The 14,308-nt window shown below is 58.6% G+C and carries 18 protein-coding genes and 1 tRNA gene; 9 read left to right on the forward strand and 10 right to left on the reverse strand.

What is annotated here, in order from left to right; all coding sequences use genetic code 11:
- Positions 1-5 precede the first annotated feature (5 nt).
- The gene (exbB, locus tag AC0TOF_RS04045; protein ID WP_473767311.1) at positions 6-974 is read right to left on the reverse strand and encodes a tonB-system energizer ExbB; all 969 of its coding nucleotides are present in this window, start codon (positions 972-974) and stop codon (positions 6-8) included.
- Between the two features lie 295 nt (positions 975-1,269).
- On the opposite strand from exbB, the gene AC0TOF_RS04050 reads away from it, so the two are divergent.
- The 4 genes from AC0TOF_RS04050 to AC0TOF_RS04065 all read left to right on the forward strand — a co-directional run bounded on the left by AC0TOF_RS04050 (position 1,270) and on the right by AC0TOF_RS04065 (position 3,447).
- On the forward strand, positions 1,270-1,428 hold the full coding sequence (locus AC0TOF_RS04050; RefSeq protein ID WP_473767312.1) for a hypothetical protein: 159 nt from the start codon (positions 1,270-1,272) through the stop codon (positions 1,426-1,428).
- 194 nt (positions 1,429-1,622) lie between these two features.
- Positions 1,623-2,477: a PRC-barrel domain-containing protein gene (locus tag AC0TOF_RS04055; RefSeq protein ID WP_473767313.1), complete on the forward strand. Its 855-nt coding sequence runs from the start codon at positions 1,623-1,625 to the stop codon at positions 2,475-2,477.
- A gap of 176 nt (positions 2,478-2,653) precedes the next feature.
- The gene (locus AC0TOF_RS04060; RefSeq protein ID WP_473767314.1) at positions 2,654-3,007 is read left to right on the forward strand and encodes an ElaB/YgaM/YqjD family protein; all 354 of its coding nucleotides are present in this window, start codon (positions 2,654-2,656) and stop codon (positions 3,005-3,007) included.
- Positions 3,008-3,015: 8 nt separating this feature from the next.
- Complete coding sequence (locus AC0TOF_RS04065) at positions 3,016-3,447, forward strand: hypothetical protein (RefSeq protein WP_122000364.1); 432 nt, start codon at positions 3,016-3,018, stop codon at positions 3,445-3,447.
- Positions 3,448-3,527: 80 nt separating this feature from the next.
- On the opposite strand, the gene AC0TOF_RS04070 is transcribed toward AC0TOF_RS04065, so the two are convergent.
- On the reverse strand, positions 3,528-4,730 hold the full coding sequence (locus AC0TOF_RS04070) for an MFS transporter (protein WP_473767315.1): 1,203 nt from the start codon (positions 4,728-4,730) through the stop codon (positions 3,528-3,530).
- Positions 4,731-4,735: 5 nt separating this feature from the next.
- Positions 4,736-5,092, reverse strand: coding sequence for an antibiotic biosynthesis monooxygenase (locus AC0TOF_RS04075; RefSeq protein WP_122000363.1), 357 nt, complete (start codon positions 5,090-5,092; stop codon positions 4,736-4,738).
- A gap of 123 nt (positions 5,093-5,215) precedes the next feature.
- On the opposite strand from AC0TOF_RS04075, the gene AC0TOF_RS04080 reads away from it, so the two are divergent.
- A complete protein-coding gene (locus AC0TOF_RS04080) occupies positions 5,216-6,136 on the forward strand; it encodes a LysR family transcriptional regulator (protein ID WP_473767316.1) in 921 nt (306 codons plus the stop codon).
- Between the two features lie 66 nt (positions 6,137-6,202).
- Here AC0TOF_RS04080 and AC0TOF_RS04085 read toward each other — a convergent pair whose 3' ends face one another.
- From AC0TOF_RS04085 to AC0TOF_RS04095, 3 genes are all read right to left on the reverse strand, one after another.
- Positions 6,203-7,609 (reverse strand): sensor histidine kinase, encoded by a 1,407-nt coding sequence (locus AC0TOF_RS04085; protein WP_473767402.1) that lies wholly within the window; start codon positions 7,607-7,609, stop codon positions 6,203-6,205.
- A 167-nt stretch (positions 7,610-7,776) separates the two neighbouring features.
- Positions 7,777-8,349, reverse strand: a complete 573-nt coding sequence (locus AC0TOF_RS04090; RefSeq protein ID WP_006467673.1) for an RNA polymerase sigma factor — start codon at positions 8,347-8,349, stop codon at positions 7,777-7,779.
- Entirely contained in the window at positions 8,321-8,548 is a 228-nt protein-coding gene (locus tag AC0TOF_RS04095) for a NepR family anti-sigma factor (RefSeq protein ID WP_122000361.1), read from the reverse strand. The genes AC0TOF_RS04090 and AC0TOF_RS04095 overlap by 29 nt, the downstream gene beginning before the upstream one ends.
- A 236-nt stretch (positions 8,549-8,784) precedes the next feature.
- Between AC0TOF_RS04095 and AC0TOF_RS04100 the strand changes: the two genes are divergently transcribed.
- The 3 genes from AC0TOF_RS04100 (at position 8,785) to AC0TOF_RS04110 (ending at position 11,272) form a co-directional block, all read left to right on the forward strand.
- Positions 8,785-9,579 carry a response regulator gene (locus AC0TOF_RS04100; RefSeq protein WP_122000360.1) on the forward strand — a complete coding sequence of 265 codons (795 nt, stop codon included), beginning with the start codon at positions 8,785-8,787 and terminating at the stop codon, positions 9,577-9,579.
- Between the two features lie 229 nt (positions 9,580-9,808).
- Positions 9,809-9,973, forward strand: coding sequence for a DUF1328 domain-containing protein (locus AC0TOF_RS04105; RefSeq protein ID WP_006473348.1), 165 nt, complete (start codon positions 9,809-9,811; stop codon positions 9,971-9,973).
- Positions 9,974-10,261: 288 nt separating this feature from the next.
- Positions 10,262-11,272, forward strand: coding sequence for a PAS domain-containing sensor histidine kinase (locus AC0TOF_RS04110; RefSeq protein WP_162997273.1), 1,011 nt, complete (start codon positions 10,262-10,264; stop codon positions 11,270-11,272).
- A 227-nt stretch (positions 11,273-11,499) separates the two neighbouring features.
- Here the strand turns inward: AC0TOF_RS04110 and AC0TOF_RS04115 are convergent, their stop codons facing one another.
- The 4 genes from AC0TOF_RS04115 to AC0TOF_RS04130 form a co-directional block, all read right to left on the reverse strand.
- The gene (locus AC0TOF_RS04115) at positions 11,500-11,925 is read right to left on the reverse strand and encodes a ferric uptake regulation protein (protein ID WP_122000405.1); all 426 of its coding nucleotides are present in this window, start codon (positions 11,923-11,925) and stop codon (positions 11,500-11,502) included.
- Between the two features lie 72 nt (positions 11,926-11,997).
- Positions 11,998-12,264, reverse strand: a complete 267-nt coding sequence (locus tag AC0TOF_RS04120) for a hypothetical protein (RefSeq protein ID WP_122000359.1) — start codon at positions 12,262-12,264, stop codon at positions 11,998-12,000.
- 87 nt (positions 12,265-12,351) lie between these two features.
- Positions 12,352-12,426, reverse strand: a tRNA-Glu gene (locus AC0TOF_RS04125).
- A gap of 198 nt (positions 12,427-12,624) precedes the next feature.
- Positions 12,625-13,101 (reverse strand): hypothetical protein, encoded by a 477-nt coding sequence (locus tag AC0TOF_RS04130; protein ID WP_122000358.1) that lies wholly within the window; start codon positions 13,099-13,101, stop codon positions 12,625-12,627.
- Positions 13,102-13,268: 167 nt separating this feature from the next.
- Between AC0TOF_RS04130 and AC0TOF_RS04135 the strand changes: the two genes are divergently transcribed.
- The gene (locus tag AC0TOF_RS04135) at positions 13,269-14,273 is read left to right on the forward strand and encodes an RluA family pseudouridine synthase (protein ID WP_473767317.1); all 1,005 of its coding nucleotides are present in this window, start codon (positions 13,269-13,271) and stop codon (positions 14,271-14,273) included.
- The last annotated feature ends 35 nt before the right edge of the window (positions 14,274-14,308 follow it).

Genomic DNA, 14,308 nt, shown 5'->3' on the forward strand with positions numbered 1-14,308 from the left:
GGCGCCTACTCCGCTGCGTGCAGCGTGCCTTCACGCACACCGGCCGTTCTGAAGTCGAGATCGCGGCTGACAAGGCGCTCCACACCTGCCGAAGCATCGGCCAGCAGCGCACGGTAGCCGGTGATCGAACGTGCGAACACGTTATAGATCACCACAGCGGGAATAGCCGCGACGAGGCCAACGGCCGTTGCAAGCAGGGCTTCCGCGATACCCGGCGCCACGACAGCGAGGTTGGTCGTCTGCGCCTGGCTGATATTGATGAACGAGTTCATGATGCCCCAGACCGTGCCGAACAGGCCGACAAAAGGCGCGACCGAGCCGATGGTCGCCAGAATGCCAGTGCCCTTGGAGAGGCTGCGTCCAGCCTTGGCTTCGATGCGCGACAAGCGCGAGGAAACGCGTTCCTTGAGGCCTTCGCCGCCAGCGCGGGCAAGCGCCGGACCCGAAAGCCGAACCTCGTCTTCCGCGGCGCGGACCAGAACCGCACCCGGTCCCTTGGCATCTTCCAGCGCGCGGGCAGCTTCGGCAAGCGTCGCCGAATGGCCGATGATTTTCAATGCCTTGCGGGCACGGCTGCGCGCTCCGGCCAGCTCCAGCGACTTGGCGACCCAGACCGTCCATGTGGCAAGCGAAGCCAGCGCCAGACCGATCATCACCGCTTTCACGACCCAGTCGGCAGCCATGAACATGCCCCATGGCGACAGGTCGTGCGGGAGGATCAGGCCATTGTCGCTCTCAACAGATGCAGCCGTCTGCGACTGGACCAGTTCAGGCGAAGGCGATGCAGCCGGAGCGGGACCGGAAGGCGCTTCAACAGCCGAGGCATTCGTCGGAGAGGATGCATCTTGCGCCGTGTTTTGCGCCAATGCGGAAGTTGCGCCCAGCAAGCCGATGACCATAGCCGCAGCCATGAAGCCTTTTCGCCAGAAACCAGTCATTTTGTTCGCCTTTTGATTGTTCAAATCCGCGCGCACATGACCAAACCTTCATGCAGGCCGTCGCGCCGCCTGTTGGGTTTCTTCTTAACTCCCAATAACATGATGACGCAAGTCATGTTTTTGTTTTGGAGGCATTTTCATCATGCCAAATTGGGGTCCGGGAAGATTTTTCGGCTCCCGCCCTTTTGCCAGTTGCACATTCGCGTCAAATCAGACCTGATAGGGTGACCGAAGCGCTTCGGGATTGGTTTTAAAAACAAATTCCGGCGCGGGGGAGGATATGCAGTTCCGCGCGAAGTGGAATTGAGCCGGAATCTGGAGGGACATGCCAATGATGCTCAAGGATATCCAGACGCTTGAACATGCGGCGCGCACTGCCATGGCAGGAAATGACGATCCGCTGCCGGTACAGCCGCGCTCGCTGAAGCCGAAGCATGTCGGACTGGCCTTCATCATGCTGGCTGGAGCGGCCTATCTATTGCTCGCCTGAATAAAGGCAAAATATCAATCATAGGTTGCTGTCGTCACATTTTTGCCATGAAAAAGACGGTAGATTCATAATTTTGACGCTCGAATAACACGGAATTTGAGCGGAACTGTATACGTTTCCCCTCGTTTTTTCTCCTGTTGACGGCGAGATTGGCTCTCGCCTTCGGTTTGCCTTAATTACCGACAGGAGTTTTCATGAAACGATTTCTCGCCTCCACGGCTCTTGCCGCGCTGATCGCCCTGCCCGCTTTTGCCCAGGACCGTTCGCCGATTTTCTCCAATGAGAAACAGGAAAAGCCGATCGCCAGCGAGAATGGATATTTCGTTGCATCGCCGGGCCAGCTTCTTGTGTCGGGCTTCATCGGGCAGGCGGTCTATAACGGTCCCTCGGACAATGCCGCCAATATCGGCACGGTCAATGACGTGATTCTCGGCGCGGATGGCAGCCCGCAGGCGGTGGTGATCGGGGTCGGCGGTTTTCTGGGCGTGGGCGAAAAGGATGTCGCCATCGGCTTCGACCATCTGTCCTGGGTGGTCCGTGGCGACGGCGAGCGCTGGCTGATCGTGGATGCCACCAAGGAACAGCTCGAAAAGGCACCGGCCTTCGACCGCAATGCGGCTTTCGCAGCAGATGGCGCGCCGCGTGCCGAACCGCCCGCCGCCGAAAAGACGATTACGACGCAAAAGGCCGACAGGCTCATGCCCGAGGGCATGAAGCCGGTGCCGTCGGAAGGGCTGAGCGCCGACAAGCTGATTGGCGCGACGGTTTTCGGCGCGGATGAAACAAAGATCGGAACGGTGGGCGATGTGCTGATGTCCGCCGACGGCCAGACCGAGGCTTTCGTGGTCGACGTGGGTGGTTTCCTTGGCATCAATTCCAAGCCTGTGGCCGTTTCCATCGCCAATCTCGACGTGGCGACCGGCAAGGACGACAAGGTGAATGTCTTCACGCAGTTCACCAAGGAACAGTTGCAGGCGCAGCCCGCCTATTCGGAAGCAGCCTACAAGAAGGACCCCGAAAGCACGATCCTGCACGGCGAAGCGGAGTGACACCCCGATTTAGTCCCCCTGATTTACGCCGTGATTTACCCCCTGATTTACCATGACTTGCAACAGGCGGCTGGCCGTGTTGCCGCCACTGGCTTCGCATGCAACCATTAGGCCAGCCGCACGTTATCCGGACAACCCATCCGAACGATAACCCGAGAATGAACAGGAGAGCCCATATGGCGCGTGCATCCGCGAAAACGAGCAGGATCGAAGACAAGATCGAGGAAGCGCTGACCGATGCCAGCGCGCAAGACCTTCAGGCGCAGGTCGAGCAACTGAAGGAAGATATTGCCGCCATCGCGGCGACACTTGCCAATCTCGGTTCACAGACGGTCCGCGACGCCAAACGCAGCGCGAAGGAAACCTACAAGAGCGCTTATATCCAGGGCGAAGACGCAATCGATGATCTGCGCAACAAGGCGCAGGATCTCGAAGCCCAGCTGACGGCAACGGTGCGTGAGCGCCCGATCACCTCGCTCGCCACCGCACTCGGCATCGGCTATCTGCTGGCCCTGCTCTCCCGCCGCTGAGGCGCGCCATGCTGAAAGCCCTGATGCCCCTGTTGTCTGCTATGGCAGGCGAAGAACTGAAATTCGTCGCGGGTCAAACGAAACGCGCGGCGATTTTCGGCGCAGCCATCGCGATCTTCGCGATCATCGCAATCACCTTTTTCTGTGTTGCCGCTTTTCTGGCGCTTGCGCAAAGCTATGGCGGACCGCTGGCCGCGCTCATTCTCGCTGGCCTGTCGCTGATCGTGGCGCTGCTCATCCTCGCGGTGCTGAAAATTCAGGCGGCTGCCGAGGCGAAAAAGCGCAAGCAGAAAATGGAAGCGGACAAGTCGGCCATGATGGCGGCGGCGGCAATCGCAACCGTACCCGCCATCCTCAAGCGGCCCATACTGGCCGCCGCCTTGCCGCTTGCGGGCATCGCTCTGGTTTCGCTGCTGTCGGACAAGAAGAAGCGGGATTAGAAATCAGTCCAGTGGACTGATTTCCCCGCATAGGCGTTTCCCACTTTTGGCTCGGAAACGCCCTCGGCGCATCACAGGGCTCAGTTGCCCGGCGGGAAGGCCGTGTCTTTTGCCGCGAAAGCGATCCAACAGGCGGGCAGCAACAATGCCAAAACCGACCAGGGGAGCCAACCGATATCGGCGTGCTCGAGCAACAGGCCGCCGACGATGCCTCCACCCGCAATCGCCAGATTCCAGACTGTGACGATCATCGACTGCGCTACATCAGAAGCCCGCCCCGAAGTATTGGCGGCTGCCGTCTGAAACAGGGTGGCGGCGCCTCCGAACGCCAATCCCCACACGCCCGCCGCCAGCCACAACAGTGCGGGCACCTCGCCCCCGATGCCAAATATGAATGCGGCGGCGGCGAACAGCATGATGCTGGCAAGCACCAGCGCCCGCAGCCATCGGCCGACCAGATAACCGACAATAACGATCCCTGCGATTGCCGCCAGCCCAAACATCAGCAGAACGACGTCGAGTTTCCGCTCCAGCCCGGCAGGAACCACGAGCGGGGCGATGTAGGTATAAAGGATGTTGTGGGCCAAGACGAACAGCAGGGTAACCATCAGCACCGACTTGATTCCACCGATTGCCAAAGTGCCCCTGATGGAAGACCGGTCATTGATCGCCGTGCCCGGATAAGCGAGCACCTTTGCCTGGACCCACCCTATCAGAACCGCGGTGAGCGCGGTCATCAGCAAAAATGTACTGCGCCACCCGATGACGGACCCCATCAGGGTTCCTGCCGGAATTCCCAGAGACAAGGCCAGTGGCGTACCCACCATCGCAACTGCGATGGCGCGCCCTTTTTGCTGGTCTGGAACCATGCGCGCCGCATATCCGGCGATCATCGCCCACAACAGCCCGGCGCAAACGCCTGCAAAGAAACGTGCCAGGAGCATGATAACGAAGCTCCCGGTGATCGCCGTTATCGTGTTGACCACCGCAAAGCCCGCAATGGCGCAAAGGAGAAGCGGCTTGCGCGGGAAATGCTGGGTAGCCGCGGTTAGCGGCATGGCCGCCACTAGCGAGCCGATGGCGTATACCGTGATGAGTTGGCCGGCAACGGAGGGGGTGACGCCCAGCTCCGCGCTCATTTGCGGAAGAAGCCCCGCTGGCAGGGCCTCTGTCAGGATGGTGATGAAACCAGCCATGGCAAGGGCAAGAAGAGCTGACATCGGAAAGCGAGCATCGTCCGCCCCTTCGCTCACCGTGCGGTGGTCCAGAGTCGAATGGGCCATGGCGTTCAACCCTTCTGCCCGCGTTTGGGCAGAACCAGATCGCCGACGCTATAGGTATGAAATTCGCTGGTTGAGACGGCATCCAGCTTACGGAATTTTTCAACGAAAACCGGATCGGAAAAGAACTCGTCTACATTGCCCGCACCCTGAATTGCTTCAATGTTGACCACGGTCAGCCCGTCGGTGCTCTTGGCAAGATTGCTCCAGAGAAACCCCGACTTTCTCTCCGCCACGTAGTGGACCACGTCCTGAATGATTTGAAACGCTTCATCCTGCTTGCCCGGATGGGCATGAATGACGTTGACGATAAAAGTGGTTGGTTCGGGTGAGGCGCAAAATCCGGCGGCGAACTTCATATCCATGTGTCTTCCTCTGATGAAAACCGGCATTGGCTGCCGTGAGAGGCTTGATATGGACTGTGCGATACGGGATAAATGGTCTGGTATTCCAGTAAGAGCGGAAAATTATTCCTTAATAGGATAGACATGGACAAGCTTGGTGCGTTGGGCATTTTCGTTCAGGCGGCGGAAGGCGGCAGCTTTGTCGCGGCCTCACAGCGGCTGGGTCTCTCCAGCTCGGCGGTTGGCAAGGCAATCGCGCGTCTTGAACAGGAGATGGGGGTGCGCCTCTTCCATCGCTCGACGCGCAGCATGACGCTGACGGAGGAAGGCAGCTTTTTTCTTGATACCTGCCGGCGTATTCTGTCTGAACTGGATGTGGCGCAGGCGCAGCTTTCACGGTCCCGCAGCAAGCCTCATGGCCTGTTGCGCGTGAGTTTTCCGCTGACGGGCGTGCTGCTGATGCCGGCGATATCGGCATTCATGAAAGCCTACCCCGAAATCACCCTCGACCTCGATTTCACCGACCGGCTGGTCGATGTGATCGAAGAAGGTTTCGATGCCGTTGTCCGCACCGGTGAAATGCGTGACACGCGATTGATGAGCCGCAAACTTGGCTCCTTCCGGCACCGGATAGTGGCCTCGCCTGAATATCTACAAAGAGAAGGCGTGCCGCTGGCGCCTGAAGACCTGCGACGTCATCGCTGCATGCACCACCGATATGCCAATTCGGGCAAGCTGGAGCCATGGCCGCTGGCCAGGGACGGCAAAGACCTGCGTGTCACGCTGCCAACAACGACGGTGGCCAGCACGCTTGAGCCGCTGATCCACCTTGCCGAGAACGGTTTTGGCATAACCTGCTTGCCCCATTTCGCAGTGGCCCAACAGATAAAAGAAGGGAAGCTGGTATCGATCCTCGACGGCTTCACGGCAGAGGCGGGTATCTTCCGTATTCTTTGGCCGACGAGCCGTTATCTGTCACCGAAGATTCGTGTCTTCGTGGACTTCATGGCTGATAATTTGTTCACGATGGAGCGAGCCGGGCTTGCGAGCGAGAAAGCAGAGTGAAACACCAATCCGTCGCTTCGCTCTCTACCGAGACTACCTGTTGAGGCTCCACATCGGACGTGGTGCCTATGTGCCGACCGACCTTTCGCCTTCTCCAAGGAGCGACGACAGGCGGACGATCACTCTGGTTCCCACCCCATCATCCGTCTTGCAGTAAACCGGCTTTTCGCCGAACTGCATGCAAAGCTGCTCGATGACCAGCGTCCCCAGACCGTTCTTTTCGCCCGACTTTTGCTGATCCGCGTCCAGGCCCACGCCGTCATCTTCCACAATCAGCACCGGGACAGTCTCTTCACCCGGCTTCAGGCTGATGCGGATATGCCCTTCCGGACGGCCCTTGAAAGCGTGCTTGATCGCATTGGTGACAAGCTCGCCCAGAATGATGCCGATGGTCGTCACGTCGCGCGCCTTCAGATCGAGCGGCGCGAAATCGGTGGAAAATTCGATCCTGCGGTCCTGACCGACAGCATTTCGGATGTCATCGATGACGGTTTCCAGAAACTCGTCGAGGCGAGCTGTTTCCATATCCTCGCCCAGACGCAGGCGCCGATGCGCCGTCGATACGGTCTGGACACGGTCGCGGGCGGCGGCAAGGGCGGCACGGGCATCCTCGCTGCGCGTCTGCCGCATCTGGAGACCAAGCAGGGATGAAACCGTTGCCAGCGAATTGCCGATGCGATGGTTGGTGTCCTGCAACAGAAGCTCGACCCGCTGGCGCTCGCGCTCGGCAATGCGGCGCTCTTCTTCAAGCTCGGCGGTGCGTTCCTTCACGCGCTGTTCCAGCAATTGCTTTTCCGACAGAAGCGCCGTCTGCCCCTCGAACATGGATCGCGCATAGCGCTGCACGCGGCTGAACAGCAAAAGCGCCAGCATGGCAGCCGATGCCAGCGCCACGATGGAGGTCGCCGTCATCCAGTAGCGCATGCGGTTGATGCGCTCGTTGCGTTCCAGAAGCTGCTGTTCCTCCGCGTCGATGAATTGCGTCACCGTGCTGGCAAGCTGGTCCATCAGCACCTTGCCCTCGTCGCCGCGTACTTTTTCAACCGCCGCCGCCACATTGCCCGACCGGGCAAGGTCGACCGTCTCGCGCACATCTTCCTGTCCGCGCTCGACCAGCGCCCGGATCTGCTTCACCCGCTCATCCTGCACCGGGCTCTGGCCGGTCAGGGCTTCCAGCGCTTCCAGCGTGTTGTCGACGCTCAGGATCGTGTTGCGATAGAGATCGAGATAGCTCTCATCGAGCGTGAGAAGATAGCCGCGCCGGCTCATCTCCATATTGCTGGCAAGGCGCGCAACCTTGTCGACCTGCTGGCGCAGGGCGTAGTTGCGGGAAATATCGACGACCTGGTGGTTGACGCCGGACGACAGAAACAGCGTCATGATCGCCGACAGCAGCACAAGGCCAAGCGACACGATAACCGCAACCGGCTTCGATGACGATCGGAGCAGTTTTTGCAACAAGGCCGATGGCAAGGACGCAACCCACAAACAGACAATCACTTTGCCGACATGAAATATCAGCAAATACTAACCTACAGTTGACTGAATAAAAAGCAATCGCCGCAGGCAAAAACAGCAGGCTCGGCCCGCTGCACTTCAAGCCCCCTTTCCGGTGGGAAAGAGGGCGAAATTATCGGGGATTACGCAAAACTTCGCAAGGTCGCACGCGATGAATCGGCATCGGGACCGTAATCGCTTTCGCCCTCGATCTTGAGAATTTCCTGCAAGCGCGTGCGGGCGCGGCTGACACGGCTCTTGATGGTCCCGACCGCACAGCCGCAGATTTCCGCAGCTTCCTCATAGGCAAAGCCCGACGCGCCGATCAGAATGATCGCCTCGCGCTGATCGTCAGGCAACTGCTCCAGCGCGGCACGGAAATCCTGCAAGTCGAGCGTGCCATATTGCGAGGGATGCACGGCGAGCTGTTCGCTGAACACGCCATCGGTGTCCTGCACCTCGCGGCCGCGCTTGCGCATCTGCGTGTAGAATTCATTGCGCAGGATGGTGAAGAGCCATGCTTTCATATTGGTCCCCATCTCGAAGGACTCCTGCTTGGCCCACGCTTTCATGATCGTATCCTGGACGAGATCGTCCGCCTTGTCATGCTGGCCGATCAGCGACACCGCAAAGGCGCGCAAACTCGGCAGCGAGGACAGAAGTTCCCGCTTGAACTGCGCGTTGCTTTCAACCGACGGACCGGGTGCTGTGTTCACGCATACTCTCCTGTTCAGCCTGATCGAGTTTTTCAAGAAGATCGAGGAAGCGATCCGGGATCGTCTCGTCCTGTATCGAGGCGTACAGTGCCTTCAGTTTCAATCCGACTTCACAATTTGGTCCCAATACATCCTTCTGAACGCGGCGGGGTGACCTGACCCCGGCTCCGTTCATGTGAAGGTTTTCTTTTTCTGCCATATCTTGATCGTTCCGGGCTGACTGCCCTACCCTATTAATCTAAGCCCCTGCTTCAGCGGGAAATGCGCAGGTTTCCAAAAAGTTCCCGAATATATTTCTCCGTCACGGAACTTTTTTCCAAACGTCCCGTTTAGAGTACCATAATGCTGCGCTCAAGGCATGGGTGGAGAGGGCCGGTTTCGGTCCGCCCGAAATGCATAAATGAACGAAAGCGGCAGTTGAGGAGTTCCATTACCATGACGTTATCGACGCGTATCGCGCCGCATCTTCCCTATCTTCGTCGTTTTTCCCGCGCCCTTACCGGCTCGCAATCGTCCGGGGACGCCTATGTGGCGGCTGCCCTTGAAGCCCTGATTGCCGATGTGAGCATATTTCCGGACGCTTCATCCGACCGGATCGGGCTCTATCGTCTTTTCTGCGATCTCTACAAGACGGCCTCGGTCCGCGTGCCGGAACCGGCATCGGATTTTGCATGGGAACAGCGTGCGGCAAGAAACCTTTCCAATATCGCCCCCTTGCCGCGTCAGGCATTCCTGCTTGTGGCGGTGGAAGGCTTTTCCGACCGGGAAGCCGCCGAAATTCTCGAACTGGACGACGCTGAACTGAGCCGCGTTCTCTCGGTCGCATCGGCTGAAATCTCGCGCCAGGTGGCAACGCGCATCATGATTATCGAGGACGAGCCGCTGATCGCGATGGATATCGAGCAGATGGTGGAAAGCCTTGGTCACGAAGTGGTGGGCATCGCGCGCACCAGGGATGAGGCGCTGGCGCTCTACAAGCAGGAAAAGCCGCGCATGGTGCTGGCTGATATCCAGCTTGCCGATGGAAGCTCGGGCATCGATGCGGTGAACGAAATCCTGCAAAATGACACCATACCCGTCATTTTCATCACCGCCTTCCCGGAACGGCTGCTGACGGGCGAGCGCCCCGAGCCGACCTTCCTCGTCACCAAGCCGTTCAATCCCGACATGGTGAAGGCCCTGATCAGCCAGGCGCTCTTTTTCGAGGAAGCCTCGCAGGTCGCGGCCTAGAGCATTTCCGAGCAAAACTGTGAAACGGTTTTGCGTGCGCAAACACTCCCGAAAGGCAAAGAACTTTCGGGAGTTCGATTGCGGGTTTCGCCATCTATTCGCCCGGTCACGCCGCCTTACGGCACGTCATGAGTATTTAGAGTTGTGAACGCGTTAATTCTCCCGGAAGCACGGAACAAATACGGTCTTGATCCCGTTATTCTTGCACACAATAAAGAGGAGACCGAACATGCTTTATTATGCGCTCGTATTTCTTGTGGTAGCACTTGTGGCAGGTGCGCTCGGGTTCGGCGGCATCGCCGGTGCGTCGGCTGGCATAGCGCAGATTCTATTCTTCGTGTTCCTTGCCCTGCTGGTGATTTCGCTCATCGCCTCGGCGATCCGCAAGGCATAACCGGCACAAAATCAAAGGCAGTTTTTGACCTCCTGAAGCACCAGCCTATATTACGTCTCAATGGAAATAACCGCCGCATGAGCCATGCGGCGGTTTACCGGTTTCAGAATTCGGGCCAGCCAAAGTCGGCAAGTCCAGGGATCGAATGATGATTGCTCGACCGAGATCCGTCAGCCTGTCAGTGAAAATGGACACCATGGCACGTAAACTTCCAATCAGCATTTCCGGGGTTTTAGGGGGGGTGCCCATGGGCGGATCGAGTGCGGTTGCGGGATAATCGAGGCAGACATGGCGGCTGGCGCAAAATTCAACCTGCAAGAAACCGAACCGGACGCAGCCCGTTTGCGGGCGCTGTTGCGGGCCGTGCGCAACAGCAATGTCTGCGTTCTCTATCAGCGGCCCGATCTCCTCTATTCATGGGGGGAAAATATCCCGCTCTACTGGCAGGAAAAGTGGAAAGTCGGCGGAAGCGACTGCGATTTCATCTTTTCCGCCGCCCTGCACAAGCTCGACAGCGCCAAGCAAGCGGCGCTGGCCACGGGCGAAGCGCAGAATGTGGAAATCGCCATCAATGACGGCGACAAGCTGCGCTGGATCGAGTTTCACGTCGACTGCGACCGCGACGACGAGGGCAATATTCTGGGCCTCGTCACCACCGCCATCGAAATCAGCGAGTTAAAGCGGCGCGAACAGGTGCTGAAGACGCTCTTGCGCGAAGTGAGCCATCGCTCCAAGAACCTGCTTGCCATCGTGCAGAGCATCGCCAGCCAGACCGCGCGCTTCACCGACTCCATCGATGATTTCCTGCTGAAATTTCGCGGACGCATCCAGTCGCTATCCTATTCGCAGGATTTGGTGACCGATTCCAACTGGCGCGGCGCGTTGTTTCGCGATCTCGTGCATTCGCAGGTCGAGAAATATATCGACGTTACCGATGAACGCGTGAGCATCGAGGGAGACAACCCCTATCTTTTCCCCGGCGCGGCGCTGCATGTCGGCCTCGCGCTGCACGAGCTGGTGGTGAATGCCACCTCCTTCGGCGGCCTGTCCATACCCTATGGCCGGGTGAGGATTTCCGCCAGGGTCACGCATGTGGCCAGCGGCGATGACAGGCTGGAATTCCACTGGGAAGAGACCAATCCGGCAATGCCCGAGGTTTTCGAGCACGATCCGCGCTTCGGCAGCGCCGTGCTGCAGCGCATCGTTCCCGCCTCCGTCAACGGCCATGCCGATTATCGCATCGATGGAACCGGCGCTATTTATTCCCTCATCATCCCGACAGAGCAGTTCGACGCCTGATAGAACCCGATCGAAATGAAAAAAGCCGCCATGGTCCGGCGATCAGCCTGAACCACAGCGGCTTGCTCTGAATTTGCGGAACGCCTGCTGCTTGATGTTGACATCAGCGCGGCATTCTCGCCGCTCGCCTCGTGCGGGGAGGTTGAGGCGAACTGTGAAGGCCGCGTTGTGGGGGCGGGGTCACGACCTTCATGGGCGCTAAACGCGGCAGACGAAACTTGGTTCCATCAGTTTTGAATTTTTTTGCAATAAAGTTCGAGCCGGTGATGCACGATCTCGTAACCGAGCGACCGGGCGATTTCTTCCTGCAGTTTTTCGATCTTGTCGGAGCGAAATTCCACCACATCGCCGGAATCCATGTCGATGATATGGTCGTGATGCGCGCCGCTCGCCTGTTCAAAACGCGACGGCCCTCCGGCAAAGGCGTGGCGGTGGATAGCGCCGCGCTCTTCCAGTAGCTTCATCGTGCGATAGACGGTCGACAGCGAAATGCTGTCATCGATCTCCACCGCCCGGCGAAAAATCTCCAGCGCGTCGGGGTGATCTTCCGTTTCGGTCAATATGTTCAGGATGATCCGGCGCGGCCGCGTGATGCGGACGCCTGCCTGGCGCAGTTCCTGTTCATAATCGGGTTTCTTGTACGATTCACTCATGGTTCGATTATGCACCGTCTCGCCGCCAGTTGCAATTTTTTGCAACTGGACATGCGCCGATCTCCCCAGCCGTTATCGTGAATGCGCGCACTGATCCGGCTCGGATGCCGTCGCCCTGTCGTTCAGATGATATTGTCCCCTGCCCACGCGCACGAAAAGCGCATGGCCTTCCGGTTGATTGGCGGTGCAGTTTTCGGCAAGAAACGAGAAGTATCGGGAGTAAGGCCAGCCCGGAGCGACGCGCCGCACGTCTCGCGGCGTGAAAGGCTCGGCAAGAATGCCTTTCACCCTGACCGCATTATGGATTTGAGGATAGATATTCGACCCAATTTTCCACATGCCTGAACAATACCACCACCATACGCGGCATTCATATCCCGCAAACACGGGATGATTGCAGTTTGTTCAGGCAGGATTGAATTATGCTGGTACGCCCAAGGGGAATCGAACCCCTGTTTGCGCCGTGAGAGGGCGCCGTCCTGACCGCTAGACGATGGGCGCTTGGAGCACGAGCCGACCGGAGTGAAACAGGATCGACAAGCTTATGCTTGAAACACGAGAACCGGGAGCACAGATTTGATTCAATCAAATCGAAACGCGCTCCAGGCCACATCGCTGATATAAGCGCCAAAAGGAAAAAGCGCAATCCTCGAAGACAGAACAAATGGGCGGCAATCATGCCGCCCTGATCAGTTCGCCCTACTCGACATTGCCGAGCTTGATGCGGCCGATGATGCGCGACTCGCGATAATCATAGATGATGAGTTCCGTGCCGCCATCGGGCAGCAGCGTTTCCAGCGAAAGCTCGTTGCCCGAAAGGCTTTGCGAAAGAAGGCGGGTGCCCGGCGTCAGGTTGATCTGCGATTCGATCAGCTTCGGCGGCTCCGGCTTTGCGGGTACCGGCGCGGCCTGTCCGGGAATATCGGACCGAGCTTCGTCAACCGGGGTTTCCGGCGCGCGATTGATCTTGTAGACAACGGCGACAAGCACCGCCATAAGACCGATCAGCATGACACCGATGGAGACGGCCAGAAGCCGGATCATTTTGCGGCGCACACGTTCCATGGCTGGATCAAGCGGGGGCTCGGCCTGTTCATCGGGGTAATAGCCCTGCTGATAGTCCTGATAGCCTGAATCCTGATGATTCTGGTATCTGGGATAGTGTGGATCCTGCATTCAACGACTCCGGTTCGAACTTCGCCGTGTTAAGGCGTGTGCGGGTGATAGAGCATTTTGCGGCCAAATGGAAACATTTGAGGCCGCATAAATGCGGTAAAATCTAGAGACGGGGCAGTTCTGACGATTTCGTCACGGCAGAACAGCTCTCAAGAAGGAAAACACGAGTGAAAGAGCTTACGACCGACTCCGATGCCACAGGCAAGCGTCTCGACCAGTGGCTGGCCGCAGCATTGGGGCCGGAACTCTCGCGCAGCCGCGTTCAATCCCTCATCGCCGAAGGCCATGTGACCATCAACGGCGCGCCCGCCCGTGAAGCCAAGCAGAAGCTGCGCGAAGGCATGACAATCGCCATCGTGCTGCCTGAGCCGGAGCCAGCCGAGCCGATTGCCGAGAACATACCGCTCGATATTCTTTACGAGGACGACGATCTCATCGTGATCAACAAGCCCGCCGGGCTTGTCGTTCACCCCGGCAACGGCAACTGGACGGGAACACTCGTCAATGCCCTCATATATCATTGTGGCGATAGCTTGTCGGGCATCGGCGGAATCCGCCGCCCGGGCATTGTGCATCGTCTCGACAAGGATACGAGCGGCGTCATGGTCGTTGCCAAGAACGATCTTTCGCACCGGCATCTGAGCGAACAGTTTGCCGACCATGGCCGCACCGGCGATCTGGAGCGCGCCTATCTCGCGCTCGTCTGGGGCATGACCGAACGCCCGCAGGGCTATATCGACGCTCATCTGGGGCGCTCGCATCGCGACCGCACCAAGCAGGCCGTTGTCAATGAAGAGCGGGAAGATGCCCGCCACGCCGTCACCCATTATGCCACGGTCGAAAAATTCGGGCCCCGCGAAGACGCGACCGCGCTCGCCTCGCTCGTCGAATGCCGCCTAGAGACAGGCCGGACACACCAGATCCGCGTGCACATGGCCCATATCGGCCACCCGCTTGTCGGCGACATGGATTATGGCAGCGCCTACAAGACCAAGGCCAACAAGCTGCCGGACCCCTTGAAAGAGGCCGTGCGCGGTTTCCATCGGCAGGCATTGCATGCCTGGCTGCTCGCCTTCACCCATCCGTCCACCGGGGAACTGATGCGTTTTGAAGCCCCGGTGCCGGAAGATATGGAGCACCTTCTGGAAAATTTCCGCAAGCATTCTATATAATACTGGCAACTATCATGGTTGGCGAAAGAATGGAT

Source organism: Ochrobactrum sp. PL_is501 (genome assembly GCF_055816895.1).